The 22,390-nt window shown below is 58.0% G+C and carries 19 protein-coding genes; 6 read left to right on the top strand and 13 right to left on the bottom strand.

Translation table 11 applies throughout. The annotated features are described in order from the left end of the window. Position 1: 1 nt before the first annotated feature. The 10 genes from Q1K07_RS09895 to Q1K07_RS09850 all read right to left on the bottom strand — a co-directional run bounded on the left by Q1K07_RS09895 (position 2) and on the right by Q1K07_RS09850 (position 9,212). The gene (locus tag Q1K07_RS09895; protein WP_300310285.1) at positions 2 to 526 is read right to left on the bottom strand and encodes a cupin domain-containing protein; all 525 of its coding nucleotides are present in this window, start codon (positions 524 to 526) and stop codon (positions 2 to 4) included. Between the two features lie 193 nt (positions 527 to 719). Then, positions 720 to 1,664 (bottom strand): VOC family protein, encoded by a 945-nt coding sequence (locus Q1K07_RS09890; RefSeq protein WP_300310283.1) that lies wholly within the window; start codon positions 1,662 to 1,664, stop codon positions 720 to 722. Positions 1,665 to 1,937: 273 nt separating this feature from the next. Next, a complete protein-coding gene (locus tag Q1K07_RS09885) occupies positions 1,938 to 2,780 on the bottom strand; it encodes an IclR family transcriptional regulator (RefSeq protein WP_300310281.1) in 843 nt (280 codons plus the stop codon). 307 nt (positions 2,781 to 3,087) lie between these two features. Beyond that, positions 3,088 to 4,362, bottom strand: coding sequence for an MFS transporter (locus Q1K07_RS09880; protein ID WP_300310279.1), 1,275 nt, complete (start codon positions 4,360 to 4,362; stop codon positions 3,088 to 3,090). Between the two features lie 103 nt (positions 4,363 to 4,465). Further along, on the bottom strand, positions 4,466 to 5,671 hold the full coding sequence (locus Q1K07_RS09875) for an FAD-dependent oxidoreductase (RefSeq protein ID WP_300310277.1): 1,206 nt from the start codon (positions 5,669 to 5,671) through the stop codon (positions 4,466 to 4,468). Between the two features lie 12 nt (positions 5,672 to 5,683). Next, positions 5,684 to 6,469, bottom strand: coding sequence for an SDR family oxidoreductase (locus Q1K07_RS09870; protein ID WP_300310272.1), 786 nt, complete (start codon positions 6,467 to 6,469; stop codon positions 5,684 to 5,686). Position 6,470: 1 nt separating this feature from the next. Beyond that, complete coding sequence (locus Q1K07_RS09865; RefSeq protein ID WP_300310270.1) at positions 6,471 to 7,514, bottom strand: aromatic ring-hydroxylating dioxygenase subunit alpha; 1,044 nt, start codon at positions 7,512 to 7,514, stop codon at positions 6,471 to 6,473. 68 nt (positions 7,515 to 7,582) lie between these two features. Further along, positions 7,583 to 7,885 (bottom strand): recombinase-like helix-turn-helix domain-containing protein, encoded by a 303-nt coding sequence (locus Q1K07_RS09860; protein WP_300310268.1) that lies wholly within the window; start codon positions 7,883 to 7,885, stop codon positions 7,583 to 7,585. A gap of 3 nt (positions 7,886 to 7,888) precedes the next feature. Then, complete coding sequence (nirD, locus tag Q1K07_RS09855; protein WP_149282853.1) at positions 7,889 to 8,206, bottom strand: nitrite reductase small subunit NirD; 318 nt, start codon at positions 8,204 to 8,206, stop codon at positions 7,889 to 7,891. Positions 8,207 to 8,432: 226 nt separating this feature from the next. Continuing rightward, positions 8,433 to 9,212 carry a GntR family transcriptional regulator gene (locus Q1K07_RS09850; RefSeq protein WP_300310264.1) on the bottom strand — a complete coding sequence of 260 codons (780 nt, stop codon included), beginning with the start codon at positions 9,210 to 9,212 and terminating at the stop codon, positions 8,433 to 8,435. Positions 9,213 to 9,557: 345 nt separating this feature from the next. On the opposite strand from Q1K07_RS09850, the gene Q1K07_RS09845 reads away from it, so the two are divergent. The 3 genes from Q1K07_RS09845 to Q1K07_RS09835 all read left to right on the top strand — a co-directional run bounded on the left by Q1K07_RS09845 (position 9,558) and on the right by Q1K07_RS09835 (position 14,269). Next, the gene (locus Q1K07_RS09845; protein WP_300310390.1) at positions 9,558 to 10,280 is read left to right on the top strand and encodes an HAD family acid phosphatase; all 723 of its coding nucleotides are present in this window, start codon (positions 9,558 to 9,560) and stop codon (positions 10,278 to 10,280) included. Positions 10,281 to 10,830: 550 nt separating this feature from the next. Next, positions 10,831 to 13,566, top strand: coding sequence for a sensor histidine kinase KdpD (locus Q1K07_RS09840; protein WP_300310262.1), 2,736 nt, complete (start codon positions 10,831 to 10,833; stop codon positions 13,564 to 13,566). Next, positions 13,556 to 14,269: a response regulator transcription factor gene (locus tag Q1K07_RS09835; RefSeq protein WP_300310261.1), complete on the top strand. Its 714-nt coding sequence runs from the start codon at positions 13,556 to 13,558 to the stop codon at positions 14,267 to 14,269. Before Q1K07_RS09840 ends, Q1K07_RS09835 begins: the two co-directional genes overlap by 11 nt. 12 nt (positions 14,270 to 14,281) lie before the next feature. Here the strand turns inward: Q1K07_RS09835 and Q1K07_RS09830 are convergent, their stop codons facing one another. Then, positions 14,282 to 15,460, bottom strand: a complete 1,179-nt coding sequence (locus tag Q1K07_RS09830; RefSeq protein WP_300310259.1) for an MFS transporter — start codon at positions 15,458 to 15,460, stop codon at positions 14,282 to 14,284. A gap of 285 nt (positions 15,461 to 15,745) precedes the next feature. Between Q1K07_RS09830 and Q1K07_RS09825 the strand changes: the two genes are divergently transcribed. Then, positions 15,746 to 17,140 (top strand): PLP-dependent aminotransferase family protein, encoded by a 1,395-nt coding sequence (locus Q1K07_RS09825; protein ID WP_300310388.1) that lies wholly within the window; start codon positions 15,746 to 15,748, stop codon positions 17,138 to 17,140. A 34-nt stretch (positions 17,141 to 17,174) separates the two neighbouring features. Here the strand turns inward: Q1K07_RS09825 and Q1K07_RS09820 are convergent, their stop codons facing one another. Beyond that, positions 17,175 to 18,071, bottom strand: coding sequence for a transglutaminase family protein (locus Q1K07_RS09820; protein WP_300310257.1), 897 nt, complete (start codon positions 18,069 to 18,071; stop codon positions 17,175 to 17,177). 376 nt (positions 18,072 to 18,447) lie between these two features. On the opposite strand from Q1K07_RS09820, the gene Q1K07_RS09815 reads away from it, so the two are divergent. Then, positions 18,448 to 19,965 (top strand): circularly permuted type 2 ATP-grasp protein, encoded by a 1,518-nt coding sequence (locus tag Q1K07_RS09815; protein ID WP_300310255.1) that lies wholly within the window; start codon positions 18,448 to 18,450, stop codon positions 19,963 to 19,965. Positions 19,966 to 19,967: 2 nt separating this feature from the next. Continuing rightward, positions 19,968 to 20,936: an alpha-E domain-containing protein gene (locus tag Q1K07_RS09810; RefSeq protein ID WP_300310253.1), complete on the top strand. Its 969-nt coding sequence runs from the start codon at positions 19,968 to 19,970 to the stop codon at positions 20,934 to 20,936. Here the strand turns inward: Q1K07_RS09810 and Q1K07_RS09805 are convergent. Further along, entirely contained in the window at positions 20,896 to 22,359 is a 1,464-nt protein-coding gene (locus Q1K07_RS09805) for a GNAT family N-acetyltransferase (protein WP_300310250.1), read from the bottom strand. The two genes, Q1K07_RS09810 and Q1K07_RS09805, sit on opposite strands and share 41 nt — an antisense overlap. Positions 22,360 to 22,390 lie beyond the last annotated feature (31 nt).

The raw sequence follows: 22,390 nt of genomic DNA, 5'->3' as shown, positions 1-22,390 counted from the left end.
CTCATCCGTTACGCTTGACCTTGGCCAGCGGGTGATCGTCCGGGTAGGTCGGGATCTGCGGCTTGGGTGTGCCCAGCATCACGCACATCAGCGCTTCTTCTTCACTCTCGTTGAGCAGGCCGCGATAGATGCCCGGCGGTACCGAGATCACGTCGCGCTCTTCCAGCACGGTCTCGGTGTAGTTGTCACCGTCCTTGATGAACAGGCGGATGCTGCCCTTGAGCACGAAGAAGACTTCTTCGACATCGTCATGCACATGCAGTGGCCCTTCACACTTGGAAGGCAGCACCATGGTCGAGAAGGTGAAGTGCTCAGCCGGAATGGTATTGGTGTCGTTGGCAACGCCAGTGGCCCCGGTGCCGATGTAACGCATCTGGGCTCGGCGGTACTTGGGATCGAAGTCGGCCTGGAACTTCAGGGCATTCCAGTCATACTTGCGGCCCTTGAAGCGGGCGATGCGTGACTCGATCCAATCCTCGAAAGATTGGTCGTCGGGCTTGTTCCAGGTAGCGAACTGTTCAGACATGATCGGTTTCCTCGGTATCGCGCTGGTGGTGATGTAGAGGCGCCTTGTTGCGCGTCACCCGGTGGCCATGAAGTGCTAAAGGTGGCCGGATTCGGGACAAAGGCTCCCCTGACCAGTCGCCCGGAGGTGACTGGTGGATCGGTCGTTGCTGTGTGCTCTCTGCTGCTCTCTCAGGCCTTGCTCTGGTTTCAGGTCAGGCGCTGGTCTTCTTCTGACGCCGGGTCTCGGCGTCGATGCCGCCTTCGATGGCCCACTCGGTGAAGGATTCCAGCGAGTGCTGCATTTCGCGCGGCACCCAAGCTTCCGTGAGGTAGTCCTCGTTGGTGTAGTACTCGAAGGCGCCGCCCAGAGGGCTGTTGACATACCAGAAATAGGCGGAGGAAATCGGGTGACGCCCTGGGCCCAGGAAGGTGCTCCACTGGCGCCGGTTCATTGCCAGGCCACCGCCGATCACCTCATGAATATCGCGTACGGTGAAAGCGACATGGTTAAGGCCCGCGCCACGATGCGGCAGCTTCAGCAGGAACAGGTTGTGGTGGCCACCACGCGCCTGCATGCGCAGGAAGACGGCACGATCCGTATAACGGTCGGAGACCGAGAAGCCCAGCAGCTCGCGATAGAAGTGTTCGCTGGCTTCCAGGTCATCGACGAAGAACACGGTGTGACCGACACCGACCGGTGTGGCCTGTTCATATACCGGGCTGGGCTGGTCGACACGACGCATGTCGCCGTACTGGTTGATCGGTGTGACCTCCAGCGCCACATCGCGCAGACGAGTGGGGCGGATACGTACCGCCAGCCCATTGGGGTCGCGGCATTCCAGACTGTCGCCATGATCGATGTAACCGGGCTGGTCGCTCAGTTTCTCGCGCAGTGCGTCCAGGTCGTCGGCTGAAGCCACACCCCAGGTCATGCGGCGCAGGGTCGAGCCATCCTCGAACGCCGGGGGCAGTTCAGCATCATCCATGGCTCGAATGACCAGACGGGCACCATCGAGGGTCTCGAAGGTGGCACCTTGGGTGTTGGCGTCAACGTTGCTGTCATCCACCTGGTTCAGGCCGAAGTCCTTGGCGAACTGCTTGCCTGTCGCTATGTCTTCTGCGCCAAACTCCAGTTCTTCGATACCTACGATTTTCATGGTGGTCTCCTGCTGAACATGACCCTGGTTATCGGTCGTGACCGTTCAAAAAGTTCGTTTTCAAAAGCGGGTTTTCAAAAGTTCGTTTTCAGAAATCCACTTTCAACCATCCAGTTTCAGAGCATGAGCATCCCTGTCGCGCCGCATGTGGCAGCGCGATACTCTGGCTGTGCTTGTGTTGACTCAGGGCCGGAGAGCGGCGTGCGATCAGCCGTCCGGCAGCTTGGCCTTGTACGAAAAGTGCCTAGTCAGTCGATGTCGTTGTTGACATTGTCATCCCATCCGGTGCCGCCCTCCCGCGTTTTTCTGGAGAGAACCGCTCTGGTCAGCGCCACCTTGATAACCCAGCAGGTTGGAGATGTTGCTGGCGGCCTCGGCCACGTCATGGCGCAGGCGCTCACGGTCGCTTTCCGGAATCTCGTGCACTGGCACCATGATGCTGACCACGGCTTCTATCTCGCCATCGTGGTTGAACAGCGGGTAGACGATGGAAGAGATACCGAACTGAAAGAACGATTCTGCGATCACATAACCCCGTTCACGGTCTTCCTGCACCATGGCCCAGAGCGCTTCGCGATCTTTTGGGGAGCCAGGTTCGTTATCCGGCAGTTGCGCCTCAGGGTAGAGGGATTCGAAGGTTTCCCGGCTGACGCCAGTCAGCAGCATCCTGCCCAGTGAAGTGCGGTGTACCGGCAGGCGTGTGCCGACACTGACACGCCGAATCGTGGCGTTGGCCGCGCTGACGCGGGCAACGTAGATGACATCACGCCCATCCCGGATGGCGATATGACTGGAGCAGCCTGTCTTGTCGCGCAGGGATTCGATGATGGGCTGGCCGACTTGCACCACATCCAGAGAGGCGACGTACTCGAAGCCGAGGCGCAATACGTTGACGCCGAGCGAGTAGAGCCCGCTTGTGGGGTGGCGCTGGACAAAGCCCATGTATTCCAGGGTCTGGATGGCACGGTAGGCCGTGGCCTTGGGAATCTCCACGAGCTTGAGGATTTCGGCAAAGCTCATTTCCCGGTTACTGCGGCTCAGCTCCATCAGGATGAGCAGGCCGCGTTCCAGGCCTGGAATCAAGTATTTCCGTGCATCCTTTTCCATGTCGCTCATCGCCTCTTGGTGTCCGGCTCGAAGAAGTTTCTTTGTTACTTAAGATACCGGATCGAAACCTGGTCGCCGACCTGCACCGTCGTGTTCAGTTCAGTCGTTCAGTTCTGGATGGTTTATATATGAAACTCTATTTCTTATTTGGTACGAATGGAGCGTAGTCTTCACCAGTTGTTTCTGTCAAGGGTTTCAGGGCGTTTATTTTCTTCATAACTATTTGATATTTAATCAAAAAATGAAGTCGAGCAGGGGCTGTGATGCACGGTTTTCGACCGTGCATCATCCCTCTTGCAGCCCTTCGTTCTGACACTCAGTAACGCTTGATCAAGGGCAGCAGGACACCGGCTCCTACAAAGGCCATGGCCATCATGAACATCAGACCTGCGGTCATGTTTCCGGTCATGACGATGAGGCTGCCGATCAATACGGGTACCAGGGCTCCCGAGAAGTTACCCATACCATTGAAGATACCGCCTGCGGTGGCACTGACATCGGAAGGGGTGGCCTTGGCCAGCAGAGCGAAGACATTAGGGGCACCTACACCCCACATGGCAGCGCTGAATGACATGGCGGCAATCATTGCCCAGTTGGAGCCTTCTATGGACAGCACCAGTGCCAGCCCCAGGCCTGCGCCAAGCATGGAAATCGAGCACATCAGAGCGCGGCGATCGAAACGGTCGGAGACAATGGCTCCCAGCACTTCGCCCACCAGCATGGCGAGGAAGGGGAGGGAGGAGAAAATTCCGGCCTGATCGAGGTCGATGCCCTTGTCCTGCACCAGATAGGTCGGCAGCCAGCTGTTGAGTCCCCACAGGTAGGCAAGGAAGGCGACGTTGAACAGGCAGATCGACCAGAACGACCAGCGCTTCAACAATGTGGTGGTGGCGGCCCGGTGTGTGGAGAGTGGCACATGGGAGCGCTCACTATGCTGCAGGGCCGGTGAGCGAGTGGAAACATCCAGCTTGCGGAACACCAGGTATACGATCAGCGCGACGGGGATCGTCAGCAGGGCGATGGCGAAGAAGCTGGCGCGCCAGCCGAATTGATCGACCACCCAGATAGTGAACGGGAAGCCAAGCGTGGCCCCGATCGGTGTACCGAGCAGCCACAGCATGGTGGCACGGGCCTGTTCGCGTGGCGGGAACAGGCGTTTGACGATGGTGTAAGCCACAGCGAACATCGGGCCTTCAGCGATACCGAGCAGTATCCTCAGCCCCAGCAACCAGCCGAAGTCGTCGACGAAACCCATGATGGCCATGATCGCCGCGGTAACGGCCAGCATGCCGTACAGGCAGCTCTTGGGACTGAAAATGTCACCAAGAAAGCCCAGGAACATCGATGAGGCGCCGTAGGACAGCAGGAAGCCTGTCATCAGCAGGCCCAACTTGGTCGATTCTCCGGCAAGGCCCAGGTCTGCCTGGAACGTCGGGCTTGAGATCAGCACGGCGATGCTGATCTTGTCGAAGAAGGAGAGGATCACGCAGGCCAGCAGGGCCAGTGGCACCAGCCAGCGCCTTGTTCCTGGCATCGGCCCGACCTCGTTGAGGACCCCGGTCGCCTGGGACGGAGCAGCAGTATGGGACATGTCATTACCTTGATTGTTATAGGTGTTGTCAGGGAAGCACTGCATAAATCAATGCGTGCGCTTCCTCAGGGGGCTAGTCGTATCGGTCGCTTGCTATGGGCGCTCAGCGTAGCTGCATCAGGTTGAAGTCAGGGTCTTCCAGCGACTGCGGATCAAGGGTGCGTCCGGCACTCATCCAGCGTTTACCGAGCTTGATCGCCCGGGGCTGGTCGAAGGCCACCATCTGTACCAGACGGTTGTCCTGATCCAGGTTGAAGAACACTGTCCCCTGAGCTTCCTGGCGCACCACGCAATGGGTTTCTCCACTCGGGACACCCAGAATCTGAATGTTGACGCCATGCTGGTCGGACCACAGCCAGGCGGGTTCGTCATAGTGAGCCTCTTTGCCGAGCATGGTATCGGCCACTACGCGTGCCTGGTTCTGGGCATAGGCCCAGGATTGCAGGCAGAGCCCCAGATGGGGATGCTGGGCGACATCACCGGCGGCGAAGATGTACGGATCTGACGTCTTTCCGGCAGCATCGATGACAATGCCCTGCTCGGTCTTGAGCCCGGCCTCGCGTGCCAGCTCCAGATTGATGGCCACACCGGTTCCCACCACGACCAGGTCATACGGCTCATGCGCCTGTCCGTCGGCCAGGATCGTGACTCGTCCGTCCTGCTCTTCTTCGAGCTGAATGTCCTGGCGCTCCAGCTCCAATCCGACACCGTGTTGCTGGTGGAGCTCGCGGATGGTCTCGGCCACTTCAGGGCCCACGCTGCGCCCGCAGAGTGCAGGGGCGCGTTCGAAGACATCTACTTCGATCCCCAGCTTGCGCGCGCTGGAGGCTACTTCGAGGCCGATCCAGCCACCGCCGATGACGCCGATGCGCTGACTGCTTTCCAGACGCTCCTTGAGTTGGCAGGCATCATCCCAGGAGCGCAGGGTCATGACATTGTTGATCTTCGACCAGGCCTCCACGGGCAGGCGTGGGCGACTGCCTGTGGCGATCAATAGGCGGTCATAGTGCAGGCGCGAGCCATCGTCGAGTTCCACCTGCCGGGCGTCCCGGTCAATGCGTGTGGCCCGCTGTGGACGGTGCCAGTCGATATCGAGTGCCGCCAGGCTATCCGCGGGAAACAGCCTTGGCAGCGGTTCCTGGGCAGTGATCACGCCTTTGGACAGGGGAGGGCGCTCATAGAAATCGTGTGGCTCGTCGGCCACGACCATCAGTTGGCCCTGGAAACCTTCGCTGCGTAGTGCCTTGCAGGCATAGCCGCCGGCCTGACCGCCGCCAATGACGATGATGCGCTGGATGTCGCTTGTCATGTTCGCCATTCCTCAGTTGAAGACGAAACCACCGTTGACCGGGATGACCTGGCCGGTCACGAATGTCGCCCAGTCCGACAGTAGATAGAGAACGGTGCCGCTCACATCATCCGGCTGTTGCTCACGCTTCAGCGCTCGCCCTTGGGCATAGACGTCATAGCGTTCCTGGGGCACGTATTCCGTTGCTTCGCAATGGGTGAGACCGGGAGCGACAGCGTTGACGCAGATATGCTGCTCTCCGAGTTCACGCGCCATGGCACGGGTCATGGAGATCACGGCACCTTTGCTGGCGACATAGGCCATCAACTTGGGGGCACCCCACAGGGCGGTATCTGATGCCAGGTTGACGATCCGGCCATTGCCACTGCGCTCGAGCAGGGGAACGGCCGCACGAGTCATCAACCAGGGTCCGCGTACGTTGACGTTCATTACCCGGTCCCACAGACCCATGTCGTAGTCCATGAGGGTATCGCCACCCACGCCGGTGGCGATGGCGGCGTTATTGACCAGCCCATGCAGGGGGCCGTTGCTGCCGATGCGAGCCATGCCGTCTTCGATGGAAGCAGGATCGGCCTGATCGATGACCAGCGCTTCCACTTCAGCACCACTTTCACGCAGTGCCTTGGCCGTGGCATTCAACTCCTGTTCGAGGATGTCGCTGATGATCAGCCGTGCCCCTTCACGGGCAGCGGCTTCGGCAATATTGCGGCCCAGGCCGCGAGCCGCTCCGCTCACCAGGATCCGTTTGTCAGCCAGTCGTTTGTCAGACCGTCGTTTGTTCGTCAGCACCAGGGCCATCTCAGGCCACCTGCTGGCGCTGGGCCAACTGCTGCTTGGCCATTTTCAGCATCACACGGCGCAGGCGGGCCAGACCGACATCATGTTGATAGAGGTTCTCGTGATCGCGGGCATCTGGAGCCATGTCCTCGAGAATGATGCGGTCCTGCTCCAGCACGTCCCAATGCAGCTGCTCGAGCTTGGTGCGGTAGAAGAACCGCCATACCTGACGTTGCCAGCCGCTGACCTTGCGGATGCGCCAGAAGAACACGCGGGTGTTGTCCTTGTCTTCGGGCACGGCCATGCCGACGATCCAGAACGGGCCACCTGGTCCGAAGCGTTTCTGGTAGGGGATCGACAGGCGCAGCCAAAGCGCGCCGGTATTGCCGTATTCCACCCAGTCGAAGTTGACGCCGGTCTGGCCTGTCTTCTTGAAGATGAAACCGCTTTCGGTGGGCTCGAGCACCATCTCGGCCTGACGGTCGCCTTCGGCCATGGAGTGGGAGTCCGAGTGCAGGTAGGTGCCGTGCATGGGGTCCATGACGTTGTCGATGGCGTATTGGTAGTTGCACTTCCAGGTGGCGGTGCACAGGAAGTGACCATAGCTTTCGCTATCGGTCAGCTGTTCGGGCAGTTCCAGCTCGCAGGGCTGCTCGTCTGGCGTGGTAGCGAAGTAGACGAAGATGGCGCCGTGCGCTTCCTGGACGGGATACTTGCGCACGCAGTTCTGGCCAACCAGAGGACTGTTGCTGATGGCCGGAACATCGCAGACCTCGCCTTCACCATTGACTTCGACCCCGTGATACCAGCAGGCCAGGCGGTTGCCCAGGTTCCAGCCCTTGGACAGGCGTGCGCCACGGTGAGGACAGCGATCCTCGATGGCATGCAAGGTGCCGTCTTCATCGCGCCACAAGGCCAGGTTCTCGCCCAGTCGGGTAATGCCGACAGGGTCGCTGCCGACTTCCCAACTGGCCGCGACGGGATACCACAAGGAACGCAGACCGTTATCCAGGTAGTCCTGAACATTGTCTTGTACGTTGGCGTCAGAAGAGGGTGCTGTGGTCATGACTCGACCTCGTTGTTTGGATTGTGCGATGGGTGAGGGCAGGGAAATGGAACAAGAAGAGGAGACTTCTATCCGAGGACGGCCATTTCCTGGAGGAAGCTTTCCTGGGTCCAGGCCTGGCCATGGCGGTCACGGTGCTGAAGGGCATTGAGACCTTCGACCAGGGCATCAAGCTCGGTCACGCCATCGCTAAACACTTCTTCGAGGGCTGCCAGCAGATCTATCTCGAACTCGCCTGGCACATTGGCACGCGTCTGCCAGACAGGATTGGCAAATCCGCCAGGGGGCTCGATGTAGCCTTGCCCGGGTTCACTGGAAGGGATGATGCGTTGCCAGCTCTTCAATTGTGGGTTGTAGTCTTGATGCGACACGGTTCAGCTCTCCTCGCTGGTCTGGAGTTGTACTTCGTTGTCGATGATGCGTACCGGATAGACATGAAGGTCACGGTCTGCCGGCTCGCGCAGGCACTTGCCGGTACGGATGTCGAAAGTCGCTTCGTGCAGGGGGCACTCGACCTGGCCATCCTCGACAAAACCTTGCGACAGCAGGGCATAGGCATGGGGGCAAACGTCTTCCAGGGCGTAGTAGTCACCGTCGAGAACGTAGACGCCGATTTCCTTGCCATCGATCTTGGCGGAGTAAGGGAAGTCTTCCTGAACCTGGTCGGTCTTGCAGACAGTCGTCCAACTCATGATGCAGTCCTCATCGGTCGGGGATAGGTATTGTTGTTTCAATTATGAAACTTTGTTTTTTATTTGATCCGATGAGATCCCAGTATAGGGACGTCGACCTGACTGTCAAATACTACATAGTAATGAAAAGGCACAATATCGCCTACCTCTGTGCTCTCACACAGATGTGATGGATTTAATATATTGAATTTAGGGGGATATTTTTTTAGAAAAGAAAGTTGGTGGATTAACGCAGTGCCGTATTCAGAGACAGACTGTAATCATTGTTGGGAATATGCATGACCTGCCAGGCGACAGGGGTGTCATCCGCTAGGCAATAGAAGGTTTCTAGCCTCAGGCCGGTGGCAGAGGCGGCATCCTGATTCGGGTGCATGATCCGGGCGATGGCCTTGGGCAGGCGCACCATGCGCAGGCGATTCTCGGCATGGCTGAGCGTCACCCGGCCCTGGGTTTCCAGCAATGGCAGGATGCTTTCGTGTTCCAGGGCCTCTGCATCAGCTTCCAGCAGGGCAGATGCCATGTCCGCCCGCAGATGTATCTCGGTATGGCAGTCAAAGGCGCCATCGATACGATCCTGGCGTATCAGGCGAACATAGCCACTCGGGCATTCTCCCAGGATGTCGCTCCAGGCTCCCTGGCGAAGCACATGCTCACGTTTCAGCAAATGGATGAAGACCATGCGTACCCTGGTGCCATCAGGGCGCAGAAAGCGGAAGGCCGGTGTGGTGATTTCGCGGCGATGGTCGCCACCGGCAACGAATGTGCCAACGCGACGGCGACGATAGAGGTCGCCACTATCCACCAGTTCCCGCAGGGCTTTTTGCACCGTACCCAGGCTGACGGGCAGGTTCGCCGCCAACTCCTGCTCGGTTGGCAGGCGCGTGCCTTCACTCAAGTGCCCCTCCACGATCAACTCGATGATCGCATCGCGCAGGCACAGGTACTTGGAAGATTTGGGAGAGCGTTCCAGGTGTCGCGAGGTGCGTTCGGCCAGCAGAGGTAGCACGGCACTGCCTTAAGAAAAAGTGAGGAATGGCGCATTCTAGCAGGGATGTTGGTGGACCATAAGGCGATAGGAAAAGGCAGGCCCAATATGGCCGTGCTTCAGGGGCTTGCTTCAGCCAGCAAGCCTTGGACGCGAGTGAGGATTCATGCTTTTAATTTGAATGATTAATCAACATAAAATAGGCTCAAAAGGCACCCGAGACTTTACTCAAGCATGCATCGCCATTGAGTGTCTCCCGGCAGAATGCTTTCGGGAGCTCATACAACAAGGAGAAGCAAGTTGATTCATTCTTCCCTGCGCAGACATCAGAGTACCTTATGGCCCACGACTGCCGCAGTCGGGCTGATGACTTCCCTGATGGGGGGCCAGGTATTGGCCGAAGAAGATGCCGTGTGTGCCCAGCAAGCCTATTCCATGGGACTGCGTTATCAACAGCAGTCTGCAGAAGCAGAAGCACTGCAGCGCCAGAGCTTCGCTCTGGCCACATACCGGCTCAAGGAACAGATCGAAGAACATGGTGAAGACGCTGACCTGGCGATCATCACGGACCTGGATGAAACCGTGCTGGATAATTCAGCGTTGCTGGCGCGGGACATGGCCGAATGCCACGACTACACCCGCTGGGATACCTGGAAACATTGGGAGCGAGAAGGGGATCCCCGCCTGATTCCTGGCGCCAAGGCCTTCCTGGATTATGCCGATGAGCACGGTGTGGCCATCTTCTACCTATCGGACCGTTATCAGGAAAACGAAGCCGATACCATCGCGACCCTCGAAGCGCTGGATTTGCCCCAGGTCTCCGAAGACAGCGTCATGTTGCTGGGGCCGCCCAAGGCGGAACGTCGGGCCAAGGTCGTCGACGAACATACCCTGGTGATGCAGTTGGGCGATTCGCTGCACGACTTCGATGGTGCATTTGCCGATGCTGACCTGGCGGGCCAGCATGCGCTCGTCAAGGAAAATGCCGAGCGCTTCGGCCAGGACTGGATCGTGCTGCCTAACGCGGCATATGGCGATTGGAGTGACGCCGAACTGACAGCCTGGGGGGTACCTCTGGAAACAGAATGATGTCACCACTGGGCAGTCACTTGCGAGCTTTCCCCTGCCCATTTCGACATTAACTCATCTCGGTGGGCCGACCTGTCTCGACCCACCGGGTAGGCTTGTTCTCGGATCCCGAGTGTCTCGTGCTTCTCGCTCCTCCCGGATTTTCAGATCTCGCCGCCATGACGTATCTGGGTCTTTACCTTCTTTTTACGCTTTAGCCTGAAAATCGACATCGAATTTTTACGCTGCTACTTCCTGAGCTGTCCAGAAGGACTCGCGAAGTGAGGCAATTAATCTCAAAATGCTCATTGATACCCTGCAAACTCCGCTTTTTGACTAGGCATCCTTGCCTCTCGCGCTACGAGCAGCGAAGCTGTCCAAGTCGCCATTCCTGGCGGTGTGTCGATCAATTCCTCCTTGCGACTCTCATGGATGAGGGCAGTGCGTTAGTTTGCCGGGAGCGAACCTGGCCCTGACCATCGCCCGCCGACTTTTTGTACAGAGCCCAGAATTTGTGTGCCGCAAGCTGCATTCACCAACGTGCCAAAAAATCTCCATTCAAGGAAGCAGGATGAAGAAGCCGGGAAGTCAGGAAGTGCCTCGCCCCGGTCCTGATGCCTTGCTCAAGTCCGCGCGCCGTGAGGCGCGCGGCTGTTTGCGTATCTTTCTTGGCGCCGCTCCGGGTGTCGGCAAGACCTATGGCATGTTGCGCACTGCCCAGGAGCGCTGTGCGCAGGGAGAGGAAATCGTCATCGGTGTGATCGAGTCTCACGAAAGGGTAGAGACCGAACAACTGTGTGAGGGCATCGAGAGGCTGGCTCTGGCTGAGCGGATGTATCGTGGGCGCAGCTTCCATGAGTTCGACCTGGATGCCGCCCTGGCTCGGGCCCCGGATATCATCCTGGTTGACGAACTGGCCCATCGTAATATCCCTGGCAGTCGTCATTCGCGCCGCTATCAGGATATCGAGGATTTGCTCGATGCAGGTATCGATGTGTGGACCACGCTCAATGTCCAGCATATCGAGAGCCTCAACGATATCGTGGCCCGGGTTACGGGTATCCGCATGCGAGAGACGATACCGGACTCCTTGATCCGTCGGGCCCGGGACATCACCTTGATCGACCTGACCCCTGATGAACTGATCCAGCGCCTCCAGCAAGGCAAGGTAGATGTCCCCGAGCAGGCGAGAGAGGCGCTGGACAGCTTCTTCAGCGAAGCGAACCTGACCGCCTTGCGTGAGCTGGCCATGCAGACCATGGCTGAGCGGGTGGACGCGGATGTACGTGATTCCATGGGCGTGCGCGGTGTGGAGGGGCCCTGGCCAGTGCGGCCGAAGGTCCTCGTTGCCCTCAGCGGGCGCCCGGAAGATACCAGCCTGATTCGTGCAGCACATCGCATGGCGGAACGACAACATGCTTCCTGGCGGGCAGTGCATGTCGATACAGGCCTCGATACACCAGCGATACATCTGGAGTTGGAGCGCTCCAGCCAATTGATCGAGAGATTGGGTGGCGAGGTTGTCATCCTGGCTGGCCAGAGCCGCTTGATGGAACTTCTCGATTACGCTCGGCGTAACAACATCACCACCTTGGTCATCGGGCGTGCAGTGCCCAGACCATGGCGTTTCTGGCATCGTTCCCTGGGCAGAAAATTGCTCAAGGTCGCGCGAGACTTCGACCTGGTCATCGTTTCCGAAAGCGGAAGGGGCAAGCAAAGCAAACCCTTTACTTGGTTTGAACGTTCATGGCTTTCCCTTAGCCGGCGCGAATACTGGGTACCGTTGGCCGTGTTGCCGGCAACACTGGCAATTGCGCTGGGCATTGATCGGGTGATGGAACTGGCCAATGTGTCCCTGGTGTTTCTCACGGGTGTGCTGGTGGTGGCCGCCTTTAGCGGAACCCGGGCAGCCATGCTGTGCGCGGTGCTGAGCTTCCTGGCCTACAACTTCCTCTTCACTGAACCACGCTACACCCTGTTTGTGGATCACCGCCATCAACTGCTTTCGGTGGTGTTCTTTCTTGCCGTGGCCATGATAGGAGGGCAACTGGCCGGTCATGCTCGGCGCCAGCTCATTGCGCTGCGTGAGAGCCGCGACCAGACCCAGAAGCTGCTGCAGTTTTCCCGTGCCTTGTCGGTGGCGGCCGATCATTCTGGTGTGCGGCAGGTCGGTGTTGCCACACTGGCTGATTGGTTGCAGGTGCCCACGGTGTATCTCGAAAGTACGGCAGAGGATGATGAACTGCATTTGAGCGAGTCCCGCCCGGGTGTATTGAACCTGGATGCGACGGCCCGCCAGGCTGCGATGTGGACCTATTACCATCAGCGTCCCAGCGGATATGGCTCTGATACGCTGTCATCTCAGCGCTGGCGCTTCATTCCTCTGGTCGACAAGGATGTCGTGCTGGGTGTCGTCGGACTGGCCCTGGCCGACCGCCAGGTACCCTTGGCCTATGAGCAGGAAATGCTCATCGATACGCTGCTCAATCAACTGACGACAGCACTGGCGCGTACCCGCATGGTCAGCGACTTGAGTGCGGCGAGGATGGCGGAAGAGAACGAACGCCTGCGTTCAGCGCTGCTGTCTTCCGTGTCTCATGATCTCCGTACGCCACTGGCATCAATCATCGGTGCGGCCAGTTCCCTGCGCGATCTGGATGAGCAGTTGTCCACCGAGGACAAGCGTGAGCTGCTCGATGGTGTGCTGGGTGAAAGCGAACGTCTCAACCGGTACATTCAGAACCTGTTGGACATGACACGCCTTGGCCATGGTGCGATGAAGATCGAGCGGGATTGGGTAACGTTGCCTGACCTGGTCAACTCGGCGCTCAAGCGCCTCGGTGCACCTCTGGCCAAGCTGCATGTCACGCGCCATTGGGCGGTGGACCTGCCACTCTTGTATGTGCATCCCGCGCTGATCGAACAGGCGCTGGTCAATATCATAGAAAATGCGGCGCGCTATTCGAAACCCAGTGACGACATTTCGAAACCCGGTGATGACATTCGCATCGTTGCCGAGCAGAAAGGCCGCGACATGGTGATTTGTATCTGTGACCAGGGGCCGGGTATCCCCGAGGAGATGCGTGAGCGGGTATTCGACATGTTCTTCAGCGGAGGGGAAGGCGACCGTGGTCGACATGGCAGTGGCCTGGGACTGGCAATATGCCGTGGGATGATAGGCGCACATGGCGGCTCGATCAGGGCTGAAGATAACCCGGGCGGAATCGGTACCTGTATCATCATTCATCTCCCCTTGGAGGATTCTCCACCGGGACCACAGGAGAGCGAGGCAGCGGATGAGTGTTGATCAACATCGTGTCCTTGTCGTCGATGATGAGCTGCAGATTCGCCGTTTTCTGCGTATCAGCCTCAGTTCTCAGGGCTTCGACGTCATTGAAGCTGAAAACGGTGAGCAAGCCTTGCTGAGGGCGTTGAACGACAAGCCCGATGTGGTGTTGCTCGACCTTGGACTGCCTGACGTGGACGGCCACGATGTATTGTGTGCCATCCGCGCCCAGAGTGATGTCCCGGTGATGGTCGTGTCGGTGAGAGCATCGGAGGATGAAAAGGTCATGGCCCTGGATGCCGGAGCCAATGATTATGTGACCAAACCCTTCGGTATCCAGGAGCTGCTGGCCAGGGTGCGCGCGGTGCTGCGTTATCGTCGCCAGATCAGTGGTGTTGCTAAGGTTCGGCGCTTGCAGGCGGGGGATCTGGTCATCGACCTGGATGATCGGCGTATCACCCTGTCCGGGAAAGCTGTGAAGCTGACACCCAAGGAATACGCCGTACTGGCGTTGTTGGCCGAGTTTCCTGGGCGCGTGGTCACTCAGGCCCAGATACTCAAGGATATCTGGGGGCCCGTGCATCAGCATGACACCCATTACCTGCGTATCGTCATCAGCCGTTTGCGCCAGAAGCTGGGGGATAGTTCCGAGCAGTCGGAACTGATCCAGACAGAGTCCGGTATTGGCTATCGTCTGATGGCAGCTGAGGTCGAGGACAGTTGAGGCGCGGTCTGTTCAATCCTGGCGGGCGGACGCTTCACCGGTTTGCCCGCTTGGCATGTGGTTCAGGCTTAATACCCAACTGACGACCATCACGCCGGCCAGCAGGATGGCTCCGAACAGCTTGAAAGCGGTGTCGTGCCCGACGTGATCGATCAAGGCGCCGGTAAAGACTACCGGCAGGCTGAAGCCGATATAGGCCATCAGGAAAAAGCCTGCACTGGCCCGTGAATGTTGCTCTTCTCCTGCCCTGGCCAATACACCGCTCATGCCGCCGAGATAGATGAAACCATAGCAGGCGCTGCTGGCTGCCACGGTACCAATGAGTACGGTGATCAGCGAACCCTGCAATGCTCCCCAGGCAATCAGGGCAAAGGCCAGTGGCAGTATCACCAGCCCCAGTTGAGTTGATTTGGCCGGGCTCAGCGTGCGCGCCCAGGGCTGGAACAATACGCCGCAGCTACAGATACCAAAGGTGGCGAAGCCCGACCAGGACGACAGGCCATGCTGGGCCAGGGTCGATGGCAGGATGGCAATCACCAGTCCCACGGTGGCCCAGGCCAGCAGGATAGCCAACCCGAATGGCAGGGTGCCTGCGGGATAAGCAGGCAGACGCAGCATCTTGATATGGTGCTGTCTCGCTGAGGTGTCGGGTACGCCAGCCACCAGCACGAGTGCCAGCGTTGCCGCAGCCAGATACAGCCATAGGCTTGGAGGTGTCAGGCTGGGCGAGTGCATGATGAACAGGCTGGTCACCGCCGCGCCCAGGCCAAAGCCAAGCGACGTGCTGGCTGTGACCCAGTTGGCTGCCACTCTCTTGTCCTGTCCCTTGAACAGTTGGAGCATGTAGGCGGGCGCTGCCGCGGAAAGCATTGCTGCGCCGATGCCCATCAGGAAGCGGGCGGCCCCCAGTGTCACCAGACCAGGCGCGATGATGGTGAGGGACGTGGCCAGCAGGCTCAGGCACAGGGCGGTGACAATCAAAGGCCGTCGTCCTAGCTTGTCCGGCAATCCGCTCAATGCCAGCAAGACCGGCATGATGCCAACGACATAACAGGCAAAAGCGATGGTGGTTGCCCCGACACCTGCGCCATCTTCTTCCGCCAGTGCATGGTAAAGAGGAGCCTGGAGATTGACCGCTGTAGTGATCATGCACAACGCAAAGGCAAGTCGAAGCGCGTTGAAACGAGACATAGGACACCTTGAAAAGTAAGCAAAATGCTTTGTTGTAGCTGTCTTGCTAAGGGGTTGTTATTGCATCGCACGATTGCTCCATTTTGCGCTCGATAAAACCTTGGATAAGGTACAGTTGGCGGCGATCATCAATGAACTGTTCTGGTATTTCTGTGGAACAGTTAGGTTCGTGAATATCAAGTGATCGAAGGTGATGTGCGTTGAAGGAAGTACTGGGTTGAAGGGAGTATTGGGTTGAAGAACGCACTTAACTGAAGGAAGCACAGGAGACGGCCCTTGCCATTCATGCAACTGAAGGTAGACAGATGCTCTGGACGACCTCTGGCATTACAGGTCGTGGAGGGCATGCGTGAGTGGGTTGCCCTGAATGGCGCCGGTGGTGGTACCCGACTACCATCGATCCGCAGGCTTTCGAGTGAGCTTGGCGTCAGTCGCAACGTCGCCATTGAGGCTTATGAGCACCTCATCGCCCAGGGGCTGGTGCGCTCCAGGCCGGGATCGGGCTTTTTCGTTGCTGACGGCGCCTCTGATACCTTGCTCAAGAAAGAGGCCGACGCGACCAGCCTGGAAGATGTGACCAGTGAAATGTGGAATCTCTTTCAGGACGATGAAACCCGTCTGAAACTAGGATGCGGTTGGCTGCCCAGTAACTATCGCGAAGGTGACGACCTGGCGTATGCCATTCGCCAGGTCACACGGCAAAGTCGTCCTGGCATTTTTGATTACGGCACCCCGATGGGAATGCCTCAGTTGAGAGAGCTCATACAAGAGCGCCTCAGGTTGTTGGGCATCTTGGCCGATGCCAACCAGATCATGCTGACAGGTGGGGGGAGTTATGCCTTGGATCTGGTTGCCCGGTTAATGTTGAAACCCGGTGATAGTGTATTTGTCGAGTCGCCGGGCTATTACAATCTGTTCGGGCTGCTTCGGCTGCATCGCGTCAATGTGATTGGTGTTCCCAGGCTGAAAGATGGCCCCGATGTCGAACGGATGGAGTATCTTCTCAAGCATCATCAGCCAAGGCTGTTTTTCACCAATAGTGTGTTTCAGAACCCGACCGGTACGACGCTGGGACCAACCGTTGCTCATCGTATCCTGCAACTGGCCGAGCGCCACGACTTCCACATTGTCGAGGATGACATCTACGCAGATTTTCAGCACGACCCCACGATACGCATTGCGGCACTGGATGGGCTACAGCGGATCATTTATCTCGGCAGCTTCTCCAAGACACTGTCGTGTTCACTTCGGGTGGGTTTCATTGCTGCCAGTCCGGCATTGTTGAAGCAATTGGTGGATATCAAGATGCTGACCAGTATTACAGCATCCCAGTTTGCCGAGAGGGTAGTGACGACCATGCTTCAGAATGGCACTTATCGGAAGCTGGTGGAAAGAGTCAGAGTAAAACTTTCAGGCCAGATGGCGACGACACTCAACTTGGTCAAGGAATCCGGCTGGGAAGTGTTCGCCGAACCGGCTGGCGGCATGTTTATCTGGGCCAGGCATCCACATGTTGTGTCTTCGAACCAACTGGTTGCGAATGCACAGGAAGCCGGGATCAGTCTGTCTTCCGGCCACGTTTTCTATCCTCAGGGCGACAACGCTGCCTGGGTGCGCATCAATGTAGCTTATGCCCGGGACAAGCGTGCTATTGCCTTTCTGCGCCATCCTGGCAATTGATGGTGTAGTGATTATTCGCTTGATGACGCGCTGACTACAAGCCCAGGGCTGCAACCTCATCCTCGGGAATCACGTCCACTTCCACTTTGAGACTCTGCGTGCCACCCCCCGTGACCACTCCCTTGAGTGGTGCGACATCGGCGTAATCGCGTCCCCAACTGAGCACGGGATGTTGTTCGCCTGCTCGGGTGCCATTGGTGGGATCAAGAGCCAGCCAGCCCCATTCGGGAATCAGTACGGAAAACCAGGCATGGGACGCGTCAGAGCCGATCAGTCTTGGTTGTCCAGGTGGCGGAGCCGTCTCGAGATAACCGCTGACATAGCGTGCGGCCAGGCCCACGGAACGCAGGGCAGCAATAGCCAGATGTGCGTAGTCCTGACATACCCCACGCTTGTGTTGCATCACCTCCAGTGAAGTGGTTTCCAGCGTGCTGAAGTCGGGGTCGTACGTAAATTCCTCGAAGATGCGCCTATTGAGAGCATCTGCCATCTCGACAAGATCTCGTCCTGGGGTCAGGCAAGGGGCCAGCCAATCTGCCAGTGCCTGGCTGCGCTGGATAAAGGTGGAATCCTGCAGGAATGGCAGCGCACCTTGGCTTTGCGCGTAATGCTCCTGCGCCAGGCGATCGCGACATGCCTCCCAGGTCATCCTTCCCACTGGGGGCTCGGGTCGTGGCAGGGTAGTGATCCAGGCGTGCATGGTCACATCAAGAGTGTCGTGGGGAGCATTGACGTTGAACAGTGAGACAACGTTGCCAAAAGCATCAAGATACTGTGAGTGGTACTCGGGAGTCGGCAAAACCTCCAGGCGTATATCCTCGACACGCTGGTAGGAAAGCGTGCGTGGCGTCAGCCGTGCCTCGTTCCTGCTCAGGGTTGCGGGCTCGGTATAACGGTAGCGAGTAGTGTGGCGCAGGCGATAACGGGGCATGGCGAGACTCGAAATGTCGGCGACAGGAAATTACTGTCCCCGGAAAAGGATATCAAGATCTAGCTTGGTCTCATGATGCGTTCAAGTCTTTCTTGCACATATTGGCATAGATGTCTCGCCGTGGTGCATAAGAGGGATAGGTGTTGGTACAAAAGTCTACTTAATTGTGCGTATTCGACGCAATTGGCTTCAAAGTAAAGGAATTTCTTGCGAACTGACTCGTCGCTTGCTTGGCTAGATCTAGGCCCGGTTGCTAGTGGGCTGAATATACAAAGGAAGATGCAATCCATGTTTTTAAGCAAGTGACGATTGAGCATGTGGCTGTTGGGCATGCGGTTACTGGACATGTGATTGCGGGATCAAGGAGGCATTGCCGATGAGCCGAGTCGACTGGCAGCAGTATTGCTCCAACGAGTTCTACGATGAACTGATGGCGGCGCCGGGTATGCCTCGAGAAGCCGCGAGGATGTTATGTGATGTGCTGGCTGGATTTGCCCCCAGCGAGCTGGCGGAGCGCAAGACCGCCGCTGAAATCGCGATTCGCACCATGGGCATTACTTTCACGGTCTACTCCGAAGGCAGCATGATCGATCGGGCATGGCCCTTCGATATTGTTCCACGGATCATTCCAGCCGATGAGTGGCGACGCACGGAGGCGGGACTTATCCAGCGTGTCGAAGCCCTCAACCTGTTTATCGACGATCTTTATCACGATCAAAAGGTCATCAAGGATGGGGTACTTCCTGCCGAAGTCCTGGCCAAGTCGGTCAATTTTCGCCCTCAATGCGTAGGTATCAACCCACCGCATGGTGTGTGGGCACATATCTGTGGTTCTGACCTGGTTCGCGGAGACGATGGCACGCTATATGTGCTGGAAGACAACCTGCGTATTCCTTCTGGCGTGTCCTACATGCTGGAAAACCGCAATGTGACCAAGCGCGTGCTACCTGAACTGTTCTCCTCCGGGCGGATTCTGCCTGTGGATGATTATGTGCCACAGCTTTACGACATGCTGGCCAGCATGTCACCACGTCATTCAGATGACCCTCAGGTAGTGGTGTTGACTCCCGGTATCTATAACTCGGCCTATTACGAGCATGCCTATCTGGCTCAGCAGATGGGCGTGCAGTTGGTGCAAGGGTCGGATTTGATGGTGGATGACGATGATGTGGTCTACATGCGCACGGTTCGTGGCTTGACTCGTGTCGATGTGATCTACCGCCGTATCGATGATGATTTCCTGGATCCCGAGGCTTTCCGGGAGGATTCGATACTCGGTGTGCCGGGACTGATGCGGGCCTGGCGCAGCGGCAATGTGGCCCTGGCCAATGCGCCGGGCGCGGGCGTGGCGGATGACAAGGTGGTGTATGCCTTCGTTCCGGAGCTGATCCGCTATTACCTGGATCAGGAACCGTTGCTGGCCAATGTGCCGAGCTATCTGTGCATGCGCGAAGAGGATCGGCGCTATGTGCTCGATCATCTCGATCAATTGGTGGTCAAGCCGGCCAATGAGTCGGGTGGTTACGGGATGCTGATGGGGCCCCAGGCAACCCGGGAGGAGCGCGAGGCGTTTGCCGAGAGGATCAAGGCAGATCCACGCAACTACATGGCCCAACCCATGCTCAAGTTATCGACGACCCCCACCTTGTTCGATGGCCGGCCAGAACCGCGCCATGTCGATCTGCGCCCGTTCATCCTTTCTGGCCAGGGTTCCACCTATGTCACGACGGGTGGCTTGACCCGGGTGGCGTTGAACAAGGGCTCCCTGGTGGTCAATTCCTCTCAGGGTGGTGGCAGCAAGGATACCTGGATCGTCGAGACGGAAATGATCGATACGAGAGCGGCCGAACCAGGATTGGCTGAAACAGGATTGGCTGAGACAGGGGAGGACTGAGCATGCCGATGCTTTCACGCGTAGCCGAGAACCTGTACTGGATGGCTCGTTATGTCGAACGAGCCGAAGATACGGCTCGTCTGGTCAACGTCACCAATCATCTGATGCTGGATCTGCCGCAGCGTCAGCCGTTGATGTGGTCTGCCGTCGTTGATATCACAGGAGGAAGCGAGGATTTTGCCAACCTCTATGATCAGCCCAATGATCGTAATGTGATGCAGTTCCTGTGTGCCGACCAACGCAATCCGGGCTCCATTCTATCGGCCCTGGCTCAAGCCCGCGAGAACCTGCGTACCACCCGGGATGTGGTGCCGAGAGAGGTATGGGAAGCCACCAATCAACTGTACATGGCAGCCTGTACCCAGGCTGAAGCAGGTCTTGGCCAGGGTCGCAGGGAGCTTTTCCTCAAGGAAATCATCAGTGGGTGCCAGATGATGAGAGGATTGGTGGAAGGAACCCTGAGCTATGGCACCGCACGTACTTTCATGGTGCTTGGACGTCAGATCGAGCGGGCTGACATGACGACGCGAATTCTCGATGTGCGCTCGGGCAATCTGCTATCGCGAAGTTCCGAGGACATGCGCCCTTTCGAGCATTTGCAATGGATGAGTGTGCTGAAGTCACTGACCGCGTACCAGATGTACCGTCAGCATGTACGCCTGCGAGTGCGAGCCACCGATGTTCTGACATTCCTGCTGCAGGACCGCAACTTGCCTCGTTCTGTGACGCGCAGTCTGTGGGATGCTTCCAAGGCACTGATGTCACTGCCTCGTCATGAGAGAGCCCTGGCGGCAGTGACTCAAGTGCGTGCGGATGTGGCCGAAGCTGATGTAGGCGGATTGGTGCGTTCACCGGAGAGGCTGCATGACTTCATCAATGACCTGCAGATTGGCTTGGGAGATCTGCACGATGCGATCAGTCGGACGTACTTTACTCCGCTGGAGACAGTGATGCAGATGCCGGCAGCCTAGCTCGGGTCAACACCCTGTCCAGGAAGGCGATCTGATCACTCACTACCGCGTCCAGCAGGTCGCCTTCGTAGATATCGAAATGGCCGGCATCGTAGGTGCTTAACGTGGCGCGGCTGCCCAGAAGGGTGGCCGCGCGATAACCCGGTGCAATGGGCGTCACGGTGTCTCGCCGGCACAATTGCAGCAAGACTGGGCAGCGTATCCTGTGCACCTTTCTGATGGGACGATAAAGGCCCAAGGTGAGCAGTACACGGGCCGACATGCGGTTGTCGAATGTCTCCGGTACCAAGGAGGTGATTCCTTCCAAGGCATCATCGGTATCCAGGGCTGCCAGCTGTCCCGGTTCGGCAGCGATGGGAATATAGCGCGGTTGCATGCCAACCCTGCCTCGCAGCCAGTCTTCGATGGCGACCTGGCTCAGCTTCAGGATTGAACCGGGACCGTTATGTTTCAACTTGGCCAATACCGACGCCATGCCATCCAGCATCGGGTTCTGTGCGATGACGGCGGCAACATCATGGCGTCTGGCAGCGAGCGTCATCACATGTGCACTGGAGAAGGAAGTTCCCCACAACACCAGGGGTGAGGCGGGAGCCAGGTGCTGGGCAAAGGCAATAGCGGCGGCCCAATCCTTCAACTGGTCATGAATGGTCAGCAACTGGCGTGGTTTTCCATTGGAACGGCCGAAATAGCGGTAGTCGAAACCGACGACCCGGTAACCGGCCTGGGAAAGTCGCGAGGCATAGCCAGACAGGCCACCGTCAATGATGCCGCCAAGCCCCGGGGCCATGACCAGGGTCGCGGGTGCGGGGCTATCCATGGCGTCTTTCTGGGTGGCGAACTCGACTGGTGGAAAATGCCAGCCACGACATATCGTTCCTGCACTGGAAAAGGCGATTTCCACAGCCCCTTGCGGTAGCGGTAGCTGAGTACCATCGTCACTGCCACCAGCGCTATGGCCAACGGTTTTCAGGGTATGCAGGTGGCCTTGCTCATGTCTCTTGTTCAGGTACATGGTCATATAGACGCTGTTCGGGTCCTCGACGTAATTGTCGAAAGGAGCACAGGTGCTGAAGCCGTGGCGCAGGTAGAACGCTCTTGCTGCGCTGAACCCCGGTTGAGAGCCGGTTTCCAGGCTAAGCCGGTGGTAGTGGCGTGCCTGGGCCTGGTCAATCACATGGCGGAGCAAGAGGGACGCAATGCCTCGGCGCAGATGTTCTGGCGCCGTGCGCATCGACTTGATTTCACCATGTTCTGGCGAGAGCGCCTTCAATGCCACGCAACCTATCAGCAGGTCTCCCTCCCAGGCTCCCCATAGGGTGACTTCTGGAGCTTTCAACTGTTCGATACCCAGGGCATGCCGGCTTTCAGGAGGAGAACCCTGGGAGAGTTCGTCCAGATTCTCCAGATGGGCTTGGATCATGTCTACCATCTCGAGCCGGCTCAGGTCATCT

The sequence above is a fragment of the Halomonas sp. genome, assembly GCF_029263665.1.
In the GTDB taxonomy this organism is placed as follows: Bacteria; Pseudomonadota; Gammaproteobacteria; order Pseudomonadales; family Halomonadaceae; genus Halomonas.
The sequence above is the reverse complement of the archived record's forward strand: the minus strand, read 5'-3'. Positions and strand labels throughout refer to the sequence as shown.